The sequence below is a fragment of the Verrucomicrobiia bacterium genome, from assembly GCA_035629175.1.
Taxonomy (GTDB): Bacteria; Verrucomicrobiota; Verrucomicrobiia; order Limisphaerales; family DASXHY01; genus DASXHY01.
In genome coordinates, this window is record DASPIL010000067.1 from 155,695 (window position 1) to 178,296 (window position 22,602).

A 22,602-nucleotide genomic window follows, 5' to 3' on the forward strand; every position below is an offset into this window, starting at 1 on the left:
GTTTGCACCATGAAAACGGCGCTGGCAGTTGTTTGCAGCCTGTTGCTCCTCTGGACGCAGTTCGTTCAGGCGGGAGTGGCAGGAGCCAGCGTGGTTGGCTCGGCCGCGTCTTCTTGTTGTTGTGAGACGCAGTGCTGTGCGACCGATATCCCCCAACCGGAGCCGCAACCCGTTTCAGCGGCTCCGGGTCTCTCTTTTGGCAGTCATCTGCTGGCTCCGGTTCTGGCCGTTCTTGTTCGTGAACTGCCACAGCCCCAGCCGGCTTCTTCCGCTCCCCTCACACAGGCTCCGGCCACAGGCAGCCGCCTTTACGCCCGGAACTGCATCCTCCTGATCTGATTCGACGACTTCTCAAGCCCGTGGTGTGTACGCACAGGCGCACCGCGGAACGATGGCTCGTGTCGTGGAACTGTGCTTTCCCTGCAGATCAGTATGAAACGGTTCATTTATTTTCTTTTCGTAGCAACGGTTGTCTTCGATGCCGCCGTCCAGGCGCAGCTGGCAACCAACCACCTTGTCCTTGCTGCTGAATACCTGAGCGCGTTGAGCGAGGAAATGCGCACCAACAATCCTGCGCTGCGCGCCGCCCAATCGCGCACGGCCGCTGCCGAAGCGAACGTGGCCGCGGTTCGCACTTGGGAAGATCCGATGGCGCGAGTCGGGGGAACGGCGGCGGAACGCGAGATGCGCATGGACGATGGCGACGTGGCTTACGGCGTTGAACAAAAGCTTCCGTTGTTTGGACGGCCGAAGTGGACCCGACGCGTTGCCGCCGCGGAAGCCACCACTGAACTGGCGCGCTCAGAATTTCAGTTTCAACAAATGCGTGCGGAGTTCGCCCGCACTGCGTTCCGCACCGCCTTGGCGAGCGAAGTAGTCGCCATCGCCGAGGAAGATCTCGCCTGGCTCGAGTTGATGCGCCGCACCATGGATTCCAAATACGAAGCGGGGCAGGCGACGCTGGTCGAAGTCCTGCAGATCAGCAACGAACACGGCCGTCGAACGACGTCCCTGCAGACCGAGCGCGATCGACTGGGCGCGCAACGGGTAACGTTGAATCGCTTTCTTGGGAGAGGACACGATGCCGCGTGGCCGGATCTCCGGCTGCCGGAGGTTGCCGGCCCTGTGGTTTTCAACGAGAAACTGGTTGAGTTCGCTCTCCGATACGAGCCGAAGATTCTCGTGATTCGGGAGCAAATCCGGCAGGCCGCAGCCGCTGTTGAAGTAGCCCGGCGCGGGCGCTTTCCCGAAATCGGCGTCGGCCTTGAAGCGCGCCAATATTCCGGCGACGGAGATTTTCGGCAGGGCATGCTTGTTTTTAGCACGAGCCTTCCGTGGGTGAATGGACGCAAATATCGCGAGGACGTCAAACGTGAGCGCGCCAATCTCAGAGCGACGGAATTTGAACTCGAAGACTACCAGGCAGCGTTGCGTGAAGAGGTGCATCTGCTCACCGTCAAGATCGACGCAGCGCAGCGAGAGGCATTGTTGTATCGCGACGAAATCCTTCCGCGCACGCGCGCGACGATGGAAACTGTTCGCGCAGGATGGGAAGCGAATCGAGGGACGGTGCGGGAGATGATTGAGGCGCGCCGCATGTGGCTCGAAGCCCGCCTGATGTACGCCCGCGCGGTGGCGGAGCAGTATGAAATGATGTCCGATCTCGTCCTCTGCTGCGGGCTCGGAGATCTTGCCGCACTCCAGATGCTGGGGGCCATTCCCGAAGCCGCCAATCCTGCCGGGTCACCATCCCAATGATTTCCAACACCATCATCCCACCACCAACAACAAACAAATAATGAAATTCATTGCTGCCAAAATCCACTGGGTCGGAATCCTCATGCTCGCCGGCTTTACGACCGCCGCTGGGGTCCTGTATTTCGACACGCCTTCGAAACCGGCAAAGAAGCGTGTCGCTGACACCACCGCAACTGAGCATATTCATGCGGCTGCGAGCGCAGATCACGCCGGGTGCAACCATGGTGCTCCACAGGCGGCAGGTACTTCGAGCGGTTGCACTTCGCACAGCGGTTGTGGATCCAGCGAAACGAAGGAAAAATCTGAAGGTTGCTGTGGCGGAAAAGCGGCGCCCCAAAAGATGGCGCTGCCGCCGGGACATCCTCCCATTGAGGGTTATACAGTCGCCGCCGACCCGCATGCAGGTTGCTCCCACGGCGCGGCGAAGCCGGATTCAACTCCCGCCGCTCACCCATGAACCGCCTTCCTTTCAGCCTGATCGCACTATTGATTGCGCTTGCCGCTGTATCGGGTTGCGGTGAATCGTCCGCGCCAGTGGAGAATGTCGCCAAAGCCGCGGCCTTCCACTGCCCGATGCATCCCACTTACACAAGCGATCGTCCGGGGGATTGCCCGATTTGCGGGATGAGCCTTGTGCGAATCACTGGCGGCGGCGAGAGCAAATCTGCTGCGAACATCCCCGGCCGGGTCGCAATCGTTCTCGCACCCGAGAAGCGACAGCTGATCGGGCTGACGTTATCAACGGTCGAAAAGCGGCCGCTGATTGGTTCGATTCGCAGTCCTGGCGTTGTGACGCATGACGAAACGCGTTACGCACGGATCGCCCCGCGTTTCGGCGGCTGGGTGAAATCGTTGCAGGTGAACTTCACGGGCCAGGCGGTCCAGGCCGGCGAACCGTTGTTCACGGTTTACAGTCCGGAGTTATTCACGGCGGAAACCGATTACCTCCTGGCCTTGCGCAACCTGCAGCACTCGACAAACAGCGCGGCGGCGCAAAAGGAATCCGCGCGTCATCTGCAGAACACCGCGCGCCGCAAATTGACGCTGCTCGAAGTCGGCGATAACGAAATCAAGGAGCTTGAGGAACGCGGCAGGGCCGTTGATGAACTCCAGGTGCGCGCGCCGATGTCCGGGCACGTCATCACGAAAGCCGCGGTCCAGGGCCAGGCGTTCGAGCCAGGTGAGATGCTTTATGAGATCGCTGACCTATCGCATCTCTGGATCCAGGCGTCGGTCCACGAAGCGGACTTGCCGCTGATTACTCTGGGACAGAAGGCAACGGTCACGTTTCCAGCGTTGGGCGGGCGGGCGTTTGAGAGTTCCGTCTCTTTCATCAGCCCTCACCTGGATCCCCAGACGCGCCGTGGCCAAGTGAGACTTGAACTGGCTAATGCGAAACACGAATTGCGTCCGGAGATGTGGGCGACTGTCGAGTTTGAGCTTCGGACCGATGACGTGATCGTCATTCCCGCGAGCGCTGTGATCGACACCGGGACGCGGTGGGTGGCATTTGTCAACGGCGAGATGAATCACCTTGAACCGCGCGAGGTAAAGATTGGCCAGCGCACGGATGAATACTTCGAGGTGCTTGAGGGAATCCGCGAGGGCGAGAAGGTGGTCACCCGCGCCTTGTTCCTTGTGGATTCTGAGAGCCAGTTGAAAGCCGCTATTTCAGCGATGAGCACAACCCCGGAGCATCAGCATTAGGGATGCAACGGGTGCTGATAACGGCTAGCGCACAAACGCGCTTTTTCTCCCTCTCCGCCGCGGAGCGGAGGAGAGGGGGAGCGTTTAGGCATTGGCCCACCGACGGCGGTTTGGCTGGATCAGAGCACCCTCTCCCCCGGCCCCTCTCCCGCTCCTGCGTCGCAGGCGAGGGGAGAGAGAATAGGCAGCACGATGAATGGAAATTTCAGTTTGCCTTGCCGCCGGCATTCTTCTCCCCCTCCGCCGCGGAGCGGAGGAGAGGGTTGGGGAGAGGAGGAGCGTCTAGGCAATGGCCAACGGATGAGGGTTTGGCTGGATTCGAACACCCTCTCCCCCGGCCCCTCTCCCGCTCCTGCGTCGCAGGCGAGGGGAGAGAGAATAGGCAACACGGTGAATGGAAATTTCAGTTTGCCTTGCCGCCGGCATTCTTCTCCCCCTCCGCCGCGGAGCGGAGGAGAGGGCTGGGGAGAGGAGGAGCGTTTCTGTTTTTTGACGGCAGGAGCTCGTCACGCGCAAGGTTCTTGTGGATTTTGAATAATTGTTCGTGGGTCAGGCGGGAGGTAGCGATTGTTGTGGCGTGCACGATCAACCGAATAAACGCCGGTCCGGTTGTGAAGAGCATTCCATATTTCCAGCAACACGCCATCGCGGTTCGTCCGCCACTGTCGATTCCAGAATCGCAGCTCAAGAACTCCTTGTTCAGCCAAGCGTGCGGACCTTCGGGCGTCGTGCGCCATCTTCCCTGGAACTCCATGCTCGAACCCGTCGAGTTCGACGGACAAGCAAGCCGCCGGGCAATAGAAATCGAGGAAATATTGGAGCATGGGATGTTGTCGGCCGAACTTGAATCCTGCGAAGCGGCCCGCTCGAAGAGCCTTCCACAACTCTTTTTCCTCGCGAGTTGCATCGCGCCTCAGTCGCCGTGCTTGCCCCGTCCTCTCCATGGACGCCAATTTACAAACGGATCATCGAGGAGACGAGAAAACTTTAGTAGAGACATCATTTGGCGCCGTGGATCCGAGCACCCTCTCCCCCGGCCCCTCTCCCGCTCCTGCGTCGCGGGCGAGGGGAGAGGAAACAGCCGATACGACAATCGGAATAACCAGTTTGGTTTGCTGACGCCCTTATTCTCCCTCTCCTGCTCCTGCTCCTGCGTCGTACGGAACCTGAACCTTTTCCGGCAATGAACTCCATTTCCAAACCGTCCCCAATGTCACCAAAGCCGTCCGATTCGCTCATCGAGCGCATCATTGAATGGAGCGCGCGCAACAAGTTCATGGTGTTCATGCTGGTCGGAGCACTTTTCCTCGGCGGCCTCTACTCCATGCGCAGGACGCCGCTCGACGCCATTCCCGACCTGTCGGATGTCCAGGTTATCGTCTTCACAGAATGGGAAGGACGCAGTCCAAATCTCGTCGAGGACCAGGTCACCTACCCGATCGTCACCAAGCTTCTCAGTGCGCCGCGCGTTCGCGTCGTGCGTGGCTATTCGTTTTTTGGATACTCCTTCGTTTACGCCGTTTTTGAGGATGGCACCGACATTTATTGGGCGCGCTCCCGTGTGCTTGAATATATGCAAGGGCTCGCAGGCAGCCTCCCCGAAAATGTGACTCCAACGTTGGGACCTGATGCGAGTGGCGTCGGATGGGGATTTCAATACGCACTCGTAGATCGCAGCGGACAAAACGATCTCGCGCAACTGCGCTCGTTCCAGGACTGGCACCTCCGATACTGGCTGCAAAGCATCGAAGGAGTTGCCGAAGTCGCCACGTTCGGAGGCTTCGAAAAACAATACCAGGTGGAGATCGATCCCGACCGCCTTGCTTCATACAACATCGCGCTTCCCACCATCGTCGCCGCCATCCGAAACGCGAACAACGACGTTGGCGGCCGGGAACTCGAACGGTTTGGGACCACTTACCTCATTCGCGGCAAAGGATATATCCATTCGCTCGATGACCTGCGGCTTGTCGTCGTGGGCGCCGATTCCAGGGGAACGCCTGTGCTGCTCAGGGATGTGGCGAGGAACATCGCGGTTGGTCCCGAAATGCGACGCGGTGCCGGGGATTTCAACGGGGAAGGCGAGACGGTCGGCGGCATTGTCGTTGTTCGGTATGGGCAAAATGTTCTCGAGGTCATCGATCGCATCAAAGCCAAACTCGAGGAACTCAAGCCGTCGCTCCCCGCCGGGGTTGAAGTCGTTTATACCTACGACCGTTCCGAATTGATTCGTCATTCCATCGCCACCCTGAAGGACACGATCCTTGAGGAATCCATCATCGTTGCGATTGTGATTGTCATCTTCCTGCTGGATTTCGGCGGCGCCGTTCGTGCGATTGTCACGCTGCCCATTGCCGTCGTGATGGCGTTTATCCCGATGTATCTAATGGGCGTCACTGCCAACATCATGTCGCTCGCAGGCATCGCAATTTCGATTGGTGTCCTCACCGATGAAGCCGTGGCGATGGTAGAGAACGTGCACAAGCGATTGGAGCATGCGCCGCCAGGTCTTTCCCGGGCGCAACGGCAGGAGATCATCATTGCTGCATGCAAGCAGCTCGGGAAACCGCTGTTCTTTGCGCTGCTCGTGATCACGGTCAGCTTCATGCCGGTATTCACGCTCGAGGCCCAGGAAGGGCGGCTGTTCAAGCCGCTCGCCTACACCAAGACTTTCACGATGGCCTGCGCTGCGCTGCTGTCGATCACGCTCGGGCCCGCACTGATCGTGCTGATGACGGGCGCCAAAGTCATTCCCGAGCATCGCCACCCCATCAGCCGCGTGCTGCATCGACTGTATTATCCGTGGGTCAGCGCTTTGATGCGAAGGCGAATTCTTTCGATCGTCATTGCAATGGTGGCGATTGGATCGGCCATTCCGATCTACACGAAGCTGGGATCGGAGTTCATGCCACCCCTGAACGAAGGCACCATCCTTTACATGCCGACCACGTTACCCACGGTTTCGATCACGGAAGCCACGCGGTTGATGCAAATCCAGGACCGGATTTTGAAGCAATTCCCGGAGGTGCTCACGGTTCATGGCAAGGCGGGCCGGTCAGAGACCGCGACGGATCCCGCTCCGATGGAGATGTTCGAAACGGTCGTGCAACTCAAAGCGCCCGGGCAATGGAGAAAGATTTCGCAGGAGCGCTGGTATTCGAACTGGGCCCCTGAGTGGTTGAAGAGCGGGTTGCGCAGGATCTGGCCCGATGAACGGTCAATCACGTGGGACGAACTGATCGCGGAAATGGATGAAGCGATGACGATTCCCGGGCAGGTGAATGCCTGGACCATGCCGATCAAGGCACGCATCGACATGTTGAACACAGGCATCCGCACACCTGTGGGAGTCAAGATCTTTGGAACCGACCTGAAGGAAATCAGCGTTCTCGGGGAGCGCCTGGAAGCGGTGTTGGGCGCTGTTCCGGGAACCCGCAGTGCCTACGCGGAAAGAACCATTGGCGGCCTGTACCTGGATATCATTCCCAATCGAGCGCAAATCGCGCGATACGGGCTCAACGTCGAGGACGTGTTGATGATGGTGGAGACAGCCATCGGCGGAATGTCGGTGGATCGCACGTTTGAAGGCCGTGAGCGCTACTCAATCAATGTTCGCTACAGCCGCGAGTTGCGCGATGACCCGGAGAAGCTCAAGCGCGTTCTGGTGCCCGTGGCAATGGGTGGAACCGCAGTCGGGCGAAGCGATGAAGCGGCCGGGGGAACGACGAGCATTGGAACGGTGACACAGGTGCCTTTGGGCGAACTTGTGGATATTCATACGACGACAGGACCGCCGCTCATCAAGAACGAGGATGGAGCGCTGACGGGATGGGTGTACGTCGACGTGGCCGGACGCGACATTGGAACTTACGTGAAGGACGCGAAAGCGCGGGTGTTTGAACAAATCCAGCAGGCGGGCCTGTTGCCGCCTGGATATCGCATTGAATGGACTGGACAGTATGAATACATGCTGCGGGTTCGCGAACGGCTGCAGGTGGTCGTGCCTCTGACGCTCGTTCTGATCTTTATATTGCTGTATTTCAACTTCCGCAGCTTTGGGGCGACCGCGATAATCCTGCTGTCGATCCCCTTCGCCATGACGGGCAGCATTTGGCTGTTGTGGCTGCTTGATTACAACCTAAGCATCGCGGTGTGGGTGGGGATCATCGCGCTGGCCGGGCTTGCGGCGCAAACAGGCACGGTGATGATCATCTACCTCGATGACGCCTTTCACGCGTATCAGCGCGCCGGCCGCATGAACACGCAGCACGACCTGTTTGAAGCCATAACGTACGGAGCGGTGCAGCGCGTTCGGCCAAAGTTGATGACTGTTGGAACGACGATCCTGGGATTGATTCCCGCCATGTGGGCAGCAGGCGCGGGTGCTGAAACGATTCAACGGATTGCAGCGCCAATGATTGGAGGACTGCTGACATCGACGATCCTTACCCTCGAAATTGTTCCTGCGATTTACTCACTCTGGCGCGGACGGCAGGTTCAATGGGTGAAAGGACCGAAGCCTCCGCGCAAGACGTGGAAGGAGTTAAGCGTGGGCTTTGCCGAGTTGGAACGCGGTGAACACGGTTATCCATCACAACCTGCGCCAACGACCTCAGTGCCTGTTGTGAACGACGATGTGCGCCGCGGTTCAACCATCGGCAAATGGCTCTTGTGGATCAGCGTGGCGGTTGCCGCCGCACTCGCTTTGATATTGTGGCAGCGCAGGAATGCCGCGACGGAAAAAATCTCGCCTGTGTTTCCGACGAACTCCGTCGAAGCTGCGGCCGCCCCGGCGTTGCCGCCCATGGAACTCAGCGACATGCAGCGTGAAGCGTTTACGTCGCTGTTGCAGACGGTCGATGCGATCACTTCCAGCCTGGCGGCCGACGATCTGCAGCGATTCAACCGCGTCCAGGCTCAATGGTCCGAAGCCCTGCAACGGGCGCTCGCCGCTTTTCCCGCGGACCACGCCTGGCATCCGCTGTTGCAGCGCATCGCGGGCGCGCCATTGTCGGCAGCCGGCGACCTCGGGCAGGCGCGCGAGCAGTTTTTGCCATTCAGCAGCGCGGTAGTGGAATTCGTCGCAATCGTTCGGGAGCAGGACAATCGATCGGCTGGCCTGAAAATCTTTCGCTGTCCCATGGCGCCGAAGCCGGGGCGATGGATGCAATTGCAAGGTCCCCTGCGAAACCCCTTCTTTGGTGATGAAATGCTCGAGTGCGGAACCGAAGTGAGCGTCAAGTCAGCGCTGTGATGTATTGCGTCTCCGACAGGTAATGGGGGAGTGTGAAGGGAAGGACGTGGTAAGGTGCGGGGGATTTGCGGATTGTGGCGTCAGATTGTTCTCCCTCTCCGCCGCGGAGCGAAGGAGAGTGTTGGGGAGAGGAGGAGCGTTTAGGCATTGGTCGACGGAGGAGGGTTTGGCTGGATCAGAGCACCCTCTCCCCCCGGCCCCTCTCCCGCTCCTGCGTCGCAGGCGAGGGGAGAGAGAATAGGCAGCACGGTGAATGGAAATTTCAGTTTGCCTTGCTGCCGGCATTCTTCTCCCTCTCCGCCGCGGAGCGGAGGAGAGGGTTGGGGAGGACCTTCCGAAACTTGCCAGATACGAGTTCTTCGCCGACTATCCTCGCATTCCAGAACGATTGTTCGAGATGCGCGCCACTACGTCGATATCACAGAAGCCAGGCCAGGCTGCAAGCAACGGCACGGGCAAGAAGAACGCCTTCAGCGAAAGCGCGGCGTGGCGGGACGTGGGCGCGGGCTGGCAGCCGCTGTTTGGGAGTTTTCGCGGCGTTGGTTACAGCATCGAGTGGCATGATTTTCTCGCAAAAAGGGACTTCGACTGGGCGGCGAGTTTTCATCCGGGCTGCCTTGAACTTTGCCTGAACCTGGAAGGCACGGGCTTTGTGGAAGGCCGCGGCGGCCGCACGGACTTCGTTCCCGGAGTCGCGGGATTCTATTATCGGAACAACGACGCGCTGAAGGCTGAGCGCAAATCAGGCGAGCGCCACCAGTTCCTCACGGTGGAATATGCGCGACCCTTCCTCGCCAAGCATCTGGCCGGCACGGAAGCGACCTTGCATCCGGTCGTGCGGGCTGCGGTGGAGGGCAAGACGGCTGAATCAACGGCTGGACTAGTGACGAAGCTCACGGCCGCGCAGCAACAAATCATCGCCACGCTGCGCCAGCCGCCGGTGTATCAGACCGCGCAGGCGGTTTGGTATCAGTGCAAGGCGCTGGAACTTGCGGTGACCTTTTTCATGCAGCCCCCGCCCGAGGAGGAATTCTTCTGCACGCGGCAGCAGCGGCTCGCGCAGGAACGGGTCGAACAGGTGATCTTTCTCCTAAAGCAAGATTTGGCGGAGCCGCCGTCGCTTGAGGAACTTGGACGCCAGATTGGCTGCAGCCACTTTTATCTGAGCCGTATTTTTTCCAACCACACGGGCAAGACGATCACGCAGTATCTTCGGCAGATGCGCATGGAACGGGCGGCCGAGCTCCTGCGTTCTGGCGAATACAACGTGACCGAAGCGGCCATGGAAGTGGGATACTCAAGCCCGAGCCATTTCAGCCAGGCCTTCCACGAAACATTCGGCTGTTGTCCGGGCTTGTATCCGCTCAAAACGCCGACGCAGCAGCGATAACGAAATCGCGCAAGGCTCGGAAGCGGGTAACATCGCTTATTTCAGCTATCCAATCTTGCATTTCGACGTGCTGGGAAATGCCTGGTCGGGTGGCGTGGATCGGGCAATTGATTGGGTTGTTCGTTTCTTTGCCGAAGGAACGTTCTATGCATTGTTCTCCCGTGTTCCTCGGATTTGATCCGCAGTTAACTCGCTGCGAATTTTTTGGAACCTGCGGTCTTTTCATCACTCACATTCTGGAAGCCTGTGTTTTCGTTGAACGAAATCGGGCGCGCGTGACAAGCGAGTGTGTTCGCTTGCTGGATTCGCCTCCACCCACTCGGGCGGACACGCGATTTGAAAATCATCTCTATATCCTGGAGGCATTCATGCATTGCAAAAAGTGCGGGTGGTTGATTTCGTCAGTCCTGATCGCGGCCTTGCGAGCGCAAGGCGAGCCTTACTTGCCGGCCATTGAACGCGGCAACGTTGCAATTTATCTGTTGCCAGTGGCTACAGGCATGGCAGCGCCCGACTATGCCATCAGCCCGCCCGGCGACACCAACCGGCTCTTCGTTGTCGAGCAGAACGGGTTGCTGCGCATTCTGGAAAACGACGTTCTTTTGCCGGGTGCCGCGCTCGACCTGCAAAGCCGTGTGCAGCCGCCGTTGAACGCCGCGAGCGCCAATGACGAGCGAGGATTTTTGGGACTTGCATTTCACCCCGGCTACTTCGATTCACAGAGCGCCGGTTTTCGCACGCTCTACACCTATACGAGTGAACCGATTCCCGCAAATACGCCGCCCACATACGTCGCTCCTAATGGCGCAACGCAGGGATACAAACTGGTGATCAGTGAATGGAAGATCTCTGAAACAAACGCCAACGTGGTGGATCCCACGTCCCGCCGCGAACTCATTTCGTTCGGCAAGAACGCCAACAACCACAATGGGGGAACGATCACCTTTGGTCCCGATGGTTATCTGTACCTTGGACTGGGTGACGGAGGAAACGCCAATGACGTGGGCCCGAGCCATATCGAACCGGGCGGCAACGCTCAAAACCTGACGACGCCTCTTGGAAAGATGCTTCGAATCGATCCCATCGATCCTGCGCTTACGGGAAGCAGCACGAACCCGATCAGCGCAAACGGACAGTATCGGATTCCCGCCGACAACCCGTTTCAAGGCGCAGGGGAGGTTCCTGAGATTTACGCATATGGATTGCGCAACCCGTATCGATTCTCATTTGATCGCGGCTCGGGCGACTTGATTCTTGCGGATGTCGGCCAGCGCAATATCGAGGAGATTGATCGCATCGTGAAGGGCGGCAATTACGGGTGGGCGGTGAAGGAAGGTGAGTTCCTGTTCGACCGGGCAACGGGCACGATTGGAAACCCCCCGGGTAATCACAGCCCTGGTGTTCCAGCGGGAATGATCGACCCGATCTCGGGGCCGGGCGGAACACTGCAGTATGACCATGGCGATGGCATCTCCATCACAGGCGGGTTCGTTTATCGCGGCACTGCCATTCCGGAACTCATTGGGAAATATGTCTTTGGCGATCTCGCGTTGCGCAATTTGCCGCCCCGCGTCGACGGCCGCATCTTCTACGCCGATCTTGAAGAGGGCATCATTCGCGAATTCAGGCTGCCGCAATTCGTGGATGACCTCCTCCCCGGCGGCCTTACAGTCCACGGTTTTGGTGAGGCTGCTGATGGCGAATTGTACGCCCTTGTCACAAACACTGCACCCAATGGCAACGGTGGAATTGTTTACAAGTTGGTGGCGATTCGACTTCAGCTCCGGCAGTTGGAAGATAGCGTCGAGCTGTCGTGGCCGGTGTCGGGCGGCACATTGCAGGTGCAGACGAACGCCGTGGATGGGATCACCGCGGAATGGTCAACCGTCGCCGGTTCTGACCAGACGAATCGAGTGGTGGTTCCGCTCGATGCAGCCGGCTCCGGCAGTTTCTTTCGCTTGGTGCATCCGTAAACGCAACAAACCGCACCGGACGTTGCGCAGGTTTCTCCCGACGAGTCGCGACTGTATCGCAGGCTTCGAGCCTGCCGGGCGTGGATCGCGCCCTGCAGGTTCGGGGGCCCGCGCCGCGAGTTGCGAAGGCTTTCGCGGTCGGAATCGCCAGCTTTCAAGCCTGCTGCGGAACCGCTCAGGGCTTTCGCAAACGATAGAACATCTGGCTGCCTTCCAGCGCATTCGTGATGAATTTTTGATCATCGTGAATGATTGGAGACACCGGATGCGGAACCCAGTTTGCGCCGGGGAGATCGTCGGATTGTTCCAGGCTGAATCCTGCTGAAGCTGCGGGCCATGAAAGGATCAGGTTTCCATCGATGGCTTCAGCGCGGAGTGCCTCCGCTGCGATTTGAGCTTCGGGCTGGAAGACGATGTAATCCAGCTCAAGGACATGACCGATGCTGGCGACGTTTTTTCCAGTGATGGTGAACCGCAGCTCGTGCTGGCTGTTCGACGCGACTTCCACGATTCCGCAGTCGAACTGTTTGAGCATATTTGTGGAGAGGAAGTTTGCAGGCGGCGAATTCGTGGCAAGAAGATATACGACATTGGTTGCGGAATAGGTGTCGTGCTGGGCACCTGCGGCCCGCAATTCCCCGGCACCAGAACCAAAGGCAGGCTGGAATTGTGCCCCGTCGGGACGCGCGTTTGCGACAACCAGGAGGCGATAGCGCCCTGCAGTCAGGTTCGTAATTGCCCAGGAGACGCTTGCGCCGACGCCTGCTGCATTGAAGCGCGCCGCTTGCCCGCGGCTGAATGCGAGGTTGGCAGTCGATTGCAGGACGCTGCCGGGGCTCGGGGTGGCTGCACCTGATTCCGCCTCGAATGCATTTGCCGGAACAATCGTATAACTCTGCCCGGCGACCGTCGGAAATTCCCACAAACCCGGGCGGACCATCGGCGTGTTTACAAAATCGGATCCTGATTTAACACCAATCGGCCATTTCGAACGCACGCGGCAGGTGTTGCCGAGGGTCGACAAGATCGTTGCGGAAGCGAGACGATTGCTCTGCCATTCAATATCCACCTCGAATCCGCCTCGCGCGCGCAGGCCGGTGACGGCGCCATTGGTCCACTTTGATGGCAATGCAGGCAGGATAAAAACTTCACCGCGCTGACTTTGCAGGAACAACTCCGCCACGCCATTCATCATTCCAAAAATGGCGTCCACCTGCCGGTTGGGATTGTCGTGGAACACCAGGTTGGTTGAGCACTTGGGATCTGCAATCACATTGGTGGCGTAGTAATAAGCGCGCTCGGCATCGAGCAGCCGCGCACGCAGGTTCATTCGCCACGCCTTGCCCCATCCGATGTCCCCGTTTCCGCGAATGTCCGTTGAAACCTTCGCTGCCGCCGCGACACGGGCGTTATGGAACGGAGTGATTGTTTCCCCGGGCCACAGGCCAACCAAATGGGACATGTGCCGATGCGTGTCGCCAGGCTCGTCCACGTCTTCCAGCCATTCCTGTAATTGTCCCAGGCGACCGATCATCTGGGGCGGCAGGCGATCGCGCATCTGCAGCACGTTTGTCCGCAGTTCGGCGTCAATCCCGAGAATCTCAGTGGCGGTTGCGATGTTGTCGCACAGTTCGCGAATCAGTTCATTGTCCATGGTTGGGCCCGGGACATTTGGAACGTCGTGATCAGGATGATTGTGCTCTGATGAATAGGAAGGGTTGGTGACCAGCCAGTTGGTGTTCGCGGGATGCGGAATCAGGAAATCCAGGAAGAACTCGGCTGCACTCTTCATGAGCGGGTAGGCGGTGTTTGCGAGGTAGTTGGTGTCGCCATTGAATTCGTAATGCCACCAAAGATTTTGACAGAGCCACGCCTGGCCGGCAGGCCACATGCCATCGAAGTTGTTAATCGGCGCCGCGCCGCGCCAGAGATCGGTGTTGTGATGCACGACCCAGCCAGGCGCTTCATAGAGCTTCTGTGCCACTCGACTGCCGGTCACTGCGAGATCCTGCGCCATCGAAAACATCGGGATGTGCGATTCCGGCAGGTTGCAGACTTCGGCCCCGGCGTAGTTGAGTTCCTGGTTGATGTTCAACGTCATCTTGCTTTCCCAGGACGGGTTTGTCGTTTCGTTCCATTTGCCCTGCAAGGTGAGCGGCTGCGTTCCTGGCCGTGATCCGGAGATCATCAGATAGCGGCCAAGCTGAAAATACAGCGTCGAGAGATTGGGATCGTCGCCCTGAGGAATGCGGCGGATGCGATGGTTGATCGGCAGATTGGTTTTGGCACTGGTGCCGAGGTCGAGTGACACACGCCGAAAGAGCGGTTGATAATCGTCAAGCTGGCGCTGGCGCAGTTCGCCATACGTTTTCTCCGCTGCGGCCGCGATGTTGTTGGAACAGAGCAGGGAGTAGTCGGCGCTGAGGTCATCATATTTCACGAAGTTCGACGCAATGCTCAGCAGCAGAATCACGGCATCGGCATTGGTGACGGCCAGTGACGAACCTGCCGGAGTGACGGAACCGCCTTCTGCAATGACTCGGACGCGCGCCTCGTATCGAATGGCGTTGGTAAGGCCTGACGCGAAGTATTCCGGCCTGGGCATCAGGCTGACGCGGGCGTTCATCACGAGATCATTCCCGGCCGCCATTATGGAGTGTTCGGGCTGCGGATTGCTGAATGCGCAGGTAAAGCTGAGCTTTGCCGCGGCGCTGGCCGTAAGGCGGATCACGATCACCTTGTCCGGAGCGCTGGCGAAGACGTCGCGGTTATAGGTCGTTCCGCTGTGCCCGTAACTGACGCAGGCCGTGGCGGTATCGAGGTCAAGCGAGCGGCGATATTGCGTCGCGCCGCTGTGTGCGAAGTTCAGCAACAGGCTGCCTGCCGGTTGAAACATCGCCTGCCTGAGCGGCACGCTCATGAATTTGTTTTTTTCGGTCGTGGAGATGGATTGTCCGTTGAACACCTTGGCGCGAATGCTCGCGAGATTTGCGGGCGTGGCGTTTGGGTTTTCGTAGAAATGCGGCTGGCCCGTCCAGATCGTTTCCTCGTTGAATTGGATCTGCTCGCTGTTGACGCCCCCGAAGATCATCGCTGAAAGTTTTCCATTCCCCACGGGCAGCGCTTCCTGCGTCCAGCTCACCGCGGCATTCGTGTACCACAAGACCAGCGGGCCGGGATCGGCGCGGAGCGAAAGGGCGAAGGTGACGAAAAACAGTCCCGAAAAGATGCGTGCAACTCGGCTCATGACGATGGAGAACGCAATGTGCTGAAAAACCGGCGGCAAGGCCATCAGGCACCTGCCAGTTCGCTTGCGAAAATCGCCGGGAGCGGGGATGCGGGTGCAACATGCCGACAATAATTCGCAAGCGACGGGCGGCAGCGCGCGCAGCGCTTCTCTAGTTTTTGCCCCACGCATGAATCCTTCTTTGACCCGATCATTGTCTGCGCTCGTGATGGCCCAGGGTGCAGTGGCTGTCGCTCAGGACAACGCCGAAATCCCGGCCGCGACATCGTCCGGCACGAACGCACCGTCGCAACTTCCAGACGTGGTGGTGAGCGGCGAGGCTGATTCCTTCAAGCCTGAAAGCGTGGGCTCCCCGCGTTACACCGAACCTGTTCGGGACATCCCGCAAACCATCACCGTCATTCCGCAGGCCGTCATGCAGTCCCAGAATGCAACGACCTTGCGGGACGTCCTGCGAAACACGCCTGGAATCAGCATGCAGGCCGGCGAGGGCGGAGTGCCTGCCGGTGACAATCTTTCAATCCGCGGATTCAGTGCCCGAACCGATCTCTTCGTGGACGGCATGCGTGATCTGGGCGGTTACAGCCGCGACGTGTTCAACGTCGAGCAGGTCGACATCGTCAAGGGGCCCGCTTCAACCTACACGGGCCGCGGGTCGACGGGCGGCTCGGTGAACCTCGTGACCAAGACGCCGCGGATGAATGATTTCTACGGCGGATCCCTGGGCTTCGGAACTGACGAGTACCTGCGCGGGACGGTGGACATGAACCAGCCGTTGAACAGCCTCGGTTTGAGCAATTCCGCTGTTCGCTTGAATCTGTTGTATCATGAGAACGACACTCCTGGGCGCGACTTTGTGGAAAACCAACGGTGGGGCATTGCTCCGTCGCTTGCGTTCGGGCTCGGAACACCCACGCGGTTGATCTTCACCTACATGCATCTGGATCAGGACAATCGTCCCGATTACGGAATTCCGTGGGTTCCGAATACGCTATCTCCGGCCACTTTGGCGAACTATGGCCTTGATGCGGGCGACATCAATCACGCGCCGCCTGTCAGCTTCCGCAACTTTTACGGGTTGAAGAGTGATTATGAGACTACGCGCACCGACATTCTCAATGCGCGGGTGGAACACGATTTCAATGACGTGCTGACGCTGCGCGAGCAACTTCGATTCGGAATGGTGCGGCGGGATTCCGTGATCACAGCACCACGATTTAATACAGCCACCAATCTTCCCGCTGCCCAGGCGATCAACCGTCAGGCGCAGGGACGCGACCAATACGACACGATCTACGGCAGTCTGACAGATTTGCTGGCGAATTTTGAAACGGGGCCCGTGGAGCATTCGACCGTGACCGGTCTTGAGCTTACTCGCGAGGAGTTTAAGAACTACGGCCGCGCGTTCTTTTCATCTGTTCCTGGCCCCGCGACAGCTCCGTTCGCAGATTTATATAATCCGAATCCCAATGCCGATCGGTTTGGGAACCTGCGCCGCAACGGCAACAGGAACGAAGCCACTGCGGACACGCTCTCTCTTTACGCATTCGACACATTGAAGGTCGGTGAACATTGGGAGTTCACGGCTGGAGTACGGTGGGATCATTTTGATGTGGAGGCCGAAGCGTTTACGCCGTCCGGCAGCACGACTTTGCAGCGCACTGACGACATGGTGAATTGGAAGGCTGGCGTTGTTTACAAACCGGTTGAACAGGGCAGCGTTTACTTTGGTTTTGGAACGTCCGCAAATCCGTCCGCGGAAGGTTTAGTGCTCAGCACGAACCTGAACAATGCGGCCAACATCAACCTCCCGCCGGAGGAGACGCGTTCGTATGAACTTGGCACCAAGTGGGATCTCTTCGACGCGCGTTTGAGCGCGAGCTTCGCCTTGTTCCGCACTGAGAAGTTCAATGCACGGACGATCGATCCCGTCGATTCGACTGACGTCATCGCGTTGAATGGCGAGCAGGTGGTGCAGGGAATCGAGTTAGGGCTCGCAGGCAGGATCACGCGAAACTGGCAGGTGTTCGCAGGTTACGCCTACATGGACAGCGAGATCACGAAGTCTGACAACCCCCTGGAGGCCGGGGCCCGGGTCAACAACACGCCAGAGCACTCGTTCAACCTTTGGACCACATATCGACTTCCTTTCAATCTCGAAATCGGCGGCGGCGCCTTTTACACGGGAGAGCGCCTGAATCCCACGGCGCCGCCCAACACCCGAACCGCTCCCGATTACTGGACCTTCGACGCCATGGCCGCCTATCACATCAATCGCAATGTCTCGATTCAACTCAACGTGTATAACCTGGCGGACGAGGAGTACATTGACCGCGTGGGCGGCGGGCACTTCGTTCCTGGGCCCGGTCGATCAGCGACGTTGACGGCATCGTTTACTTTCTAAACGCCATGCTGATCAACATCCCGAATGTCCTGAACCCCGATCAGGTTGCCGAGGCGCGCAAGATCCTTGAAACGGCGGAATGGGTCGATGGCAAGGTCACGGCCGGATACCAGTCCGCCAGAACCAAGGACAACATGCAGATCCCGGAAGGGCACCCGGCTGCGCGGCAGGTGGGGGAAATGATATTGAAGGCGCTGAGCCAGAATCCGCTGTTCCTTTCCGCCGCGATTCCGGCGCATGTCTTTCCGCCGCTGTTCAACAGGTATTCCGGCGGGCAGTCGTTCGGAACACATGTGGATAATGCGGTTCGCCAAATTCCTGGAACACCGCACCGCATTCGCACGGATCTGTCTGCGACGCTTTTTTTCTCGGCGCCCGACGAATACGACGGCGGCGAATTATGCGTCGAAGACACATACGGGGTTCACGCGGCCAAGCTTGCGCCGGGCAGCATGGTTCTTTACCCCTCAACCAGCCTGCATCATGTGAAGCCCGTCACGCGTGGCACACGGCTCTGTTCGTTTTTCTGGCTGCAAAGCATGATCCGGGAAGACAGCCAGCGATCGATCCTGTTTGACCTCGACCTCGCCATTCAGCGCCTGGGACGTGATCATCCGAGCCACCCTTCGGGCGTCCAACTCACCGGTGTTTACCACAATCTGCTCCGCCAGTGGGCCGAGATCTGAGCATGCGATTTCGATCCATTATTTTCTGGCTGCACCTGTGTGCGGGTGTGATTGCGGGTGTCGTGATTGCCATCATGTCTTTCACGGGCGCGGCGCTTGCATTTGAAAAGCAGATCACTGCGTGGGCCGAACGTGATTCCCGAACCGTCGCCGTTCCAGCGGAAGCTTCCGCCGCGCGCCTGCCTATCGATGATCTCGTGGCTGCAGTACGAGAGAAGCAGGGTGGACACCGGCCGGCCACGATTGTCGTGGCGAACGATCCCGCGGCCGCGGTGATGATGGGATTCGGCCGCACCAATTCGGTTTATGTGAATCCGTATACAGGAACGCTTCAACCTGTGAGCGGACAGGGAACGCGAACGTTCATGCACGTCATGATCGAGTGGCATCGTTATCTCGGCCGGCACGATGGCCAGCGCGCCACGGGCAAAGCGATCACAGGCGCGTGCAACGCAGCCTTCGCGGTGCTCGCCATCACGGGTTTGTATCTGTGGTGGCCGCGGAAGTGGAACGCGGGGGTCTTTCGATCGGTGGCCGTCATGACATTCCGCCTGCGCGGCAAAGCGCGGGATTGGAACTGGCACAATGCGGTGGGATTCTGGACTGCGCCGATCCTGATTGTCCTCACCCTGACCGCGATGCCGATTTCCTATCAATGGGCGGGAAATTTGATTTATCGGATGACGGGCAGCCCGGTCCCGCAACCGGGACCGCCGGGTGCGGCAACGCCCGCCGTCGTTGTGCCCGCGCCTGCCGATGGCACGCGTCCGTTGCGCCTGAATGAGTTGCTTCTTGCGGCACAGCGCGAGGTTCCGGGCTGGAAGGAAATCACGCTCCGCTTGGGCACTGGTGGACGCGGCGGAGCAGGGCGGCGCAATCCAACGCCTTCGCCTGCCGCTACGACCAACGAAAGCACTTCTGTGACGGGCGGCATGGAATCGCAACGCCGCGCCGAGCCGCCACAGCCCGTGATGGTCGCGATCCGGGAACGCCAGGCGTGGCCATTATTTTCTTCGGTCCAGCTGACGTTCGATCCCTTCACGGGCTCTGTGCTGCGAAAGGAAACGTTCAGCAATTACAACCTCGGACGCCAGGTGCGCTCGTGGACGCGTTTCCTGCATACGGGCGAAGCGCTGGGTTATGCGGGCCAGTTCGTTGCGGGCCTGGCTTCATTGGTCTCGCTGCTGCTTGTCTGGACCGGATTCGCTCTGACATGGCGCCGGTTCTTCAGCAAAACCAAATCGTAAATGCCATGCGACGGCCGCTGGTGCGGCCCGGGAGATGAAGCGATGAATACGGAGGTTGAACAGAGCGCGAACGACTTGACCCTTCGCGGCATTGCCCTGTTGAACACGCAACAAACCGCAGCTCTGCGTGAAGCAATCTCGTTCTTTGATCAGGCGATCCACCTTCGCCAAACGCTTCCTCTCGATGCACTGCCGTGGTCACGGTACGGATTCATCGCGGGCTGGATGAATCGTGGTGATGCGCTCACACGCCTTGGCTCCCCTGCAGAACTCACGGACGCCGTGCGATCGTTTGACCGCGCCCTTGCAGAGTTGCGCTTGCTGCCACTCGACATGAGCCCGTTGTTCCGTCAGCGACTCGCAATCGCGTGGCTGAACCGTGGGATCGCCTCGCAGCAACAGGGGACTCATGCTGCGCTGCAGGAGGCATTGCGTTCGTTTGAGCAGTGCGCCATCGCCGCGGAACATGCAGCGGTCAGGCAATTGCCTGAGGGACGCGAATTGCTGGCCGCCGCTGCGACCAATCGAAGCAACACGTTGCTGCAGCTGCCGGTTCCACGTCCGTTGGAGGCGCGGGCGGGTGTGCGGGAAGTTCTGGCCGGGTTGCGCGATGGCGAGCAATCCAATGTCCGGCTCGCAGAGATCGGACTCCGCTCGCGCCATGTGCTGTGCCGGTCGCTCGCGCTGTTGCTGACCAAACCCGGGTCGGCTGGCGATTCGAATCAATGGCTGGATGAAGCCACTGAAGCGGTGGAGCAGGGGCTGGCGCTCGTGAGCCATTGGGAAAGCCGGGGTGTCAGCAGCTTCGCCCCGATGCGGCTGGATCTGTTCCGATTCGGAGCGCGCGTGTACCAAACATATCAACCGCAGTTCCTGACGGAGTTTCTGCTGGAGCAAGTGGATTCCCGCAGCAATGCAGCCGCGATGCACGCGGCTGCATTGGAAGCGTTATGGCGCGCGGCAGCGGACGTCCCCGCGCGCGGCGGGCTTGCGGTGAACTCGCAACGCTTTGACGAACTGTTGCGTGAGCTTGCCGACCTGCGCGTGACAGAGGAAAAGCTGGACAGCCTGCGCCGCCGATCAGCCTTTCATTGAGGCTTCAGGCGTATTCCTGGATGGCTTCCTCGCCGCCGCGAATCGGATGCGATGCCATTAAGGGCTCCTCGGGATTGCGAAAATCGATGTTTGCGAGATCTGTGTAATGACGGAAAACGTCGACGTTCTGTATAAAGCCGGAGAACCGTTCGCAGCCAGGGCCGAATGCCGTCACGGGCACGTAATCCGAAGTGTGCGCATTGCTGGTCCAGCCGACGGAGATGTGATTGGCGAGGAGCTGGCCAAGTTGCACGACGTCGGAGTTCATCGCGTCATAAACCGGCGCCCCCTTTTTCGCGAGATACGCCTGGAACAGCCCTGCCTTGCGATCCGGCACAGCATACCCCGTCAATTCAGCCACAACCTCCTGGATGTGTTTAATCTCAGGAACGAAGTCACCGGGCGGACGTTCGCCCGATGCGGAGGAGCGCTCAGGATCGTGAACTGAAACCGTGGGACGAGGACGGCGCAATTCGCGGAGAATGCCGCTGAACGAAGCCTTGATGCCTGCCAGCTGCTTGAACTTGCGGGAGCTGTCTCGATATCCGTCGCCTGAACCATTGACGCCCATGTTGCCGTTCCCGTGATCGGTCGTGATGACTACCAGCGTATTGGGATGGCGCTTTTGGAAAGCAAGCACGACATCAAGCGCTTCATCAAACGCAATCAAGTCTCGCAACGCCGCCGCGGCATCGCAGCTGTGCGCGCCGTGATCCACGCGTCCCCCCTCGACCTGCAGGATGAACTGGTCATTGCGGCCGAGCCACTCCAGCGCGCGGCCCGTCATCGCCGCAAGGACAGGCACGCGTTCCATCAATCGCGGATCGGAAATTTGATCGAGGGTGTATGGCAGGTGGCTGTCGGAGAACGTGCCGATCCAGCGCTTGCTGGTGGGCGCGGAAGCCAGATCGGAAGCCGTGCGCATCACGTGATAACCCGCAGCCGCGAAGTCCGCCCGCAAATCACGTTTGTCGCGTCGTCTTGCGGGATCGATGAATTTGGAGCCGCCCCCGAGCAGGACGTCCACGCCGCGCTCAAGGTATTGCTGCGCGATTTCATCGCCTTCACCGCGGCTGTCCGTGGCGGCGGCGAAACCGGCCGGAGTTGCGTGTGTGATCTCCGTTGTCGTGACGAGTCCGCGTTTCCAGCCGGCCTGGGAAAACAGTTCGTAAAGCGTGGTGAGCGGTTTGCCCGAGGGCAGTTGATTGACGACGCCGTTGCGCACGCGCGAACCCGAACCCCAGCTCGACGATGCTGCGGAGGAATCGGTCACCATTGAATCCAGCGATCGCATGTTCATTAGCCCCTGCTTCACCCCCGGCTGGTTGGCCAATGCGATCCAGGTGAGTCCGCGCTGGCGAAGTTGATGCGACAGGTAATCGGCGCACGTCAACGTTCCCAGGCTCATGCCGTCGGCAACCATGTGAATGATGCGTTCCGGTTTTTGACCCACTGTGGCGGGTGCATCCGCGGAGCGGGCGATAAAAGGAAATCCAGCTGCGGTTCCAGCGGCGAGCACTGAACGGGAAACAAACCGTCGACGACTAATCATGCCAGAGAGTTAAGCCAAATTTGAGAAGGTTCAAGCCTGAAGGACGTGTGGGGAAACCAGCGAGGTGCATCCTGGCGCTGCCCCACGCGACAACGGCGGAGGAGCGCGGCGTTTACGCCGCTTGAGCGTTGGGGCTGAGATGCGCGCGGCCAGGTTCCATCGCTCCCGCAGGTTTCACGCTGAAGCAGGCTGAAGCCCTGCGCTCCGGCGCGGTGTAAGATGCGCCGATCGCCGCATTCGCCCGGTCCGTGCCTGCAAAGGACCGGCAATTTATCGCAAACGAACGAAA

General features: G+C 59.3%; 12 protein-coding genes. 10 read left to right on the forward strand and 2 right to left on the reverse strand.

The features are described from left to right. The first annotated feature begins 432 nt into the window (after positions 1-432). From VEH04_11785 to VEH04_11810, 6 genes are all read left to right on the forward strand, one after another. Positions 433-1,758 carry a TolC family protein gene (locus VEH04_11785; GenBank protein HYG23456.1) on the forward strand — a complete coding sequence of 442 codons (1,326 nt, stop codon included), beginning with the start codon at positions 433-435 and terminating at the stop codon, positions 1,756-1,758. A gap of 40 nt (positions 1,759-1,798) precedes the next feature. Further along, complete coding sequence (locus tag VEH04_11790; GenBank protein HYG23457.1) at positions 1,799-2,215, forward strand: hypothetical protein; 417 nt, start codon at positions 1,799-1,801, stop codon at positions 2,213-2,215. Continuing rightward, positions 2,212-3,465: an efflux RND transporter periplasmic adaptor subunit gene (locus VEH04_11795; protein ID HYG23458.1), complete on the forward strand. Its 1,254-nt coding sequence runs from the start codon at positions 2,212-2,214 to the stop codon at positions 3,463-3,465. Before VEH04_11790 ends, VEH04_11795 begins: the two co-directional genes overlap by 4 nt. 1,183 nt (positions 3,466-4,648) lie before the next feature. Further along, positions 4,649-8,719, forward strand: coding sequence for an efflux RND transporter permease subunit (locus tag VEH04_11800; GenBank protein HYG23459.1), 4,071 nt, complete (start codon positions 4,649-4,651; stop codon positions 8,717-8,719). A gap of 253 nt (positions 8,720-8,972) precedes the next feature. After that, positions 8,973-10,109: an AraC family transcriptional regulator gene (locus VEH04_11805; GenBank protein ID HYG23460.1), complete on the forward strand. Its 1,137-nt coding sequence runs from the start codon at positions 8,973-8,975 to the stop codon at positions 10,107-10,109. Between the two features lie 368 nt (positions 10,110-10,477). Then, complete coding sequence (locus VEH04_11810) at positions 10,478-12,082, forward strand: PQQ-dependent sugar dehydrogenase (protein HYG23461.1); 1,605 nt, start codon at positions 10,478-10,480, stop codon at positions 12,080-12,082. 175 nt (positions 12,083-12,257) lie between these two features. Here VEH04_11810 and VEH04_11815 read toward each other — a convergent pair whose 3' ends face one another. Further along, positions 12,258-15,329 carry a glycoside hydrolase family 95 protein gene (locus VEH04_11815; protein ID HYG23462.1) on the reverse strand — a complete coding sequence of 1,024 codons (3,072 nt, stop codon included), beginning with the start codon at positions 15,327-15,329 and terminating at the stop codon, positions 12,258-12,260. Positions 15,330-15,498: 169 nt separating this feature from the next. On the opposite strand from VEH04_11815, the gene VEH04_11820 reads away from it, so the two are divergent. From VEH04_11820 to VEH04_11835, 4 genes are read left to right on the forward strand one after another with little or no spacing between them, the layout of a single operon-like run. Continuing rightward, entirely contained in the window at positions 15,499-17,733 is a 2,235-nt protein-coding gene (locus VEH04_11820; protein HYG23463.1) for a TonB-dependent siderophore receptor, read from the forward strand. Positions 17,734-17,738: 5 nt separating this feature from the next. Then, positions 17,739-18,419, forward strand: coding sequence for a Fe2+-dependent dioxygenase (locus VEH04_11825; protein HYG23464.1), 681 nt, complete (start codon positions 17,739-17,741; stop codon positions 18,417-18,419). 2 nt (positions 18,420-18,421) lie between these two features. Beyond that, positions 18,422-19,666, forward strand: a complete 1,245-nt coding sequence (locus VEH04_11830) for a PepSY-associated TM helix domain-containing protein (GenBank protein HYG23465.1) — start codon at positions 18,422-18,424, stop codon at positions 19,664-19,666. Positions 19,667-19,708: 42 nt separating this feature from the next. Beyond that, positions 19,709-20,761 (forward strand): hypothetical protein, encoded by a 1,053-nt coding sequence (locus tag VEH04_11835; GenBank protein HYG23466.1) that lies wholly within the window; start codon positions 19,709-19,711, stop codon positions 20,759-20,761. Positions 20,762-20,765: 4 nt separating this feature from the next. Here the strand turns inward: VEH04_11835 and VEH04_11840 are convergent, their stop codons facing one another. Further along, positions 20,766-22,313 (reverse strand): alkaline phosphatase, encoded by a 1,548-nt coding sequence (locus VEH04_11840; protein HYG23467.1) that lies wholly within the window; start codon positions 22,311-22,313, stop codon positions 20,766-20,768. Positions 22,314-22,602: the final 289 nt, after the last annotated feature.

What these genes read in the sequence shown, in the direction of transcription:
- VEH04_11785 (HYG23456.1), top strand. Translation starts at nt 433, where the DNA reads ATGAAACGGTTCATTTATTTTCTTTTCGTAGCAACGGTTGTCTTCGAT.
- VEH04_11790 (HYG23457.1), top strand. Translation starts at nt 1,799, where the DNA reads ATGAAATTCATTGCTGCCAAAATCCACTGGGTCGGAATCCTCATGCTC.
- VEH04_11795 (HYG23458.1), top strand. Translation starts at nt 2,212, where the DNA reads ATGAACCGCCTTCCTTTCAGCCTGATCGCACTATTGATTGCGCTTGCC.
- VEH04_11800 (HYG23459.1), top strand. Translation starts at nt 4,649, where the DNA reads ATGAACTCCATTTCCAAACCGTCCCCAATGTCACCAAAGCCGTCCGAT.
- VEH04_11805 (HYG23460.1), top strand. Translation starts at nt 8,973, where the DNA reads ATGGAAATTTCAGTTTGCCTTGCTGCCGGCATTCTTCTCCCTCTCCGC.
- VEH04_11810 (HYG23461.1), top strand. Translation starts at nt 10,478, where the DNA reads ATGCATTGCAAAAAGTGCGGGTGGTTGATTTCGTCAGTCCTGATCGCG.
- VEH04_11815 (HYG23462.1), bottom strand. Translation starts at nt 15,329, where the DNA reads ATGAGCCGAGTTGCACGCATCTTTTCGGGACTGTTTTTCGTCACCTTC.
- VEH04_11820 (HYG23463.1), top strand. Translation starts at nt 15,499, where the DNA reads ATGAATCCTTCTTTGACCCGATCATTGTCTGCGCTCGTGATGGCCCAG.
- VEH04_11825 (HYG23464.1), top strand. Translation starts at nt 17,739, where the DNA reads ATGCTGATCAACATCCCGAATGTCCTGAACCCCGATCAGGTTGCCGAG.
- VEH04_11830 (HYG23465.1), top strand. Translation starts at nt 18,422, where the DNA reads ATGCGATTTCGATCCATTATTTTCTGGCTGCACCTGTGTGCGGGTGTG.
- VEH04_11835 (HYG23466.1), top strand. Translation starts at nt 19,709, where the DNA reads ATGAATACGGAGGTTGAACAGAGCGCGAACGACTTGACCCTTCGCGGC.
- VEH04_11840 (HYG23467.1), bottom strand. Translation starts at nt 22,313, where the DNA reads ATGATTAGTCGTCGACGGTTTGTTTCCCGTTCAGTGCTCGCCGCTGGA.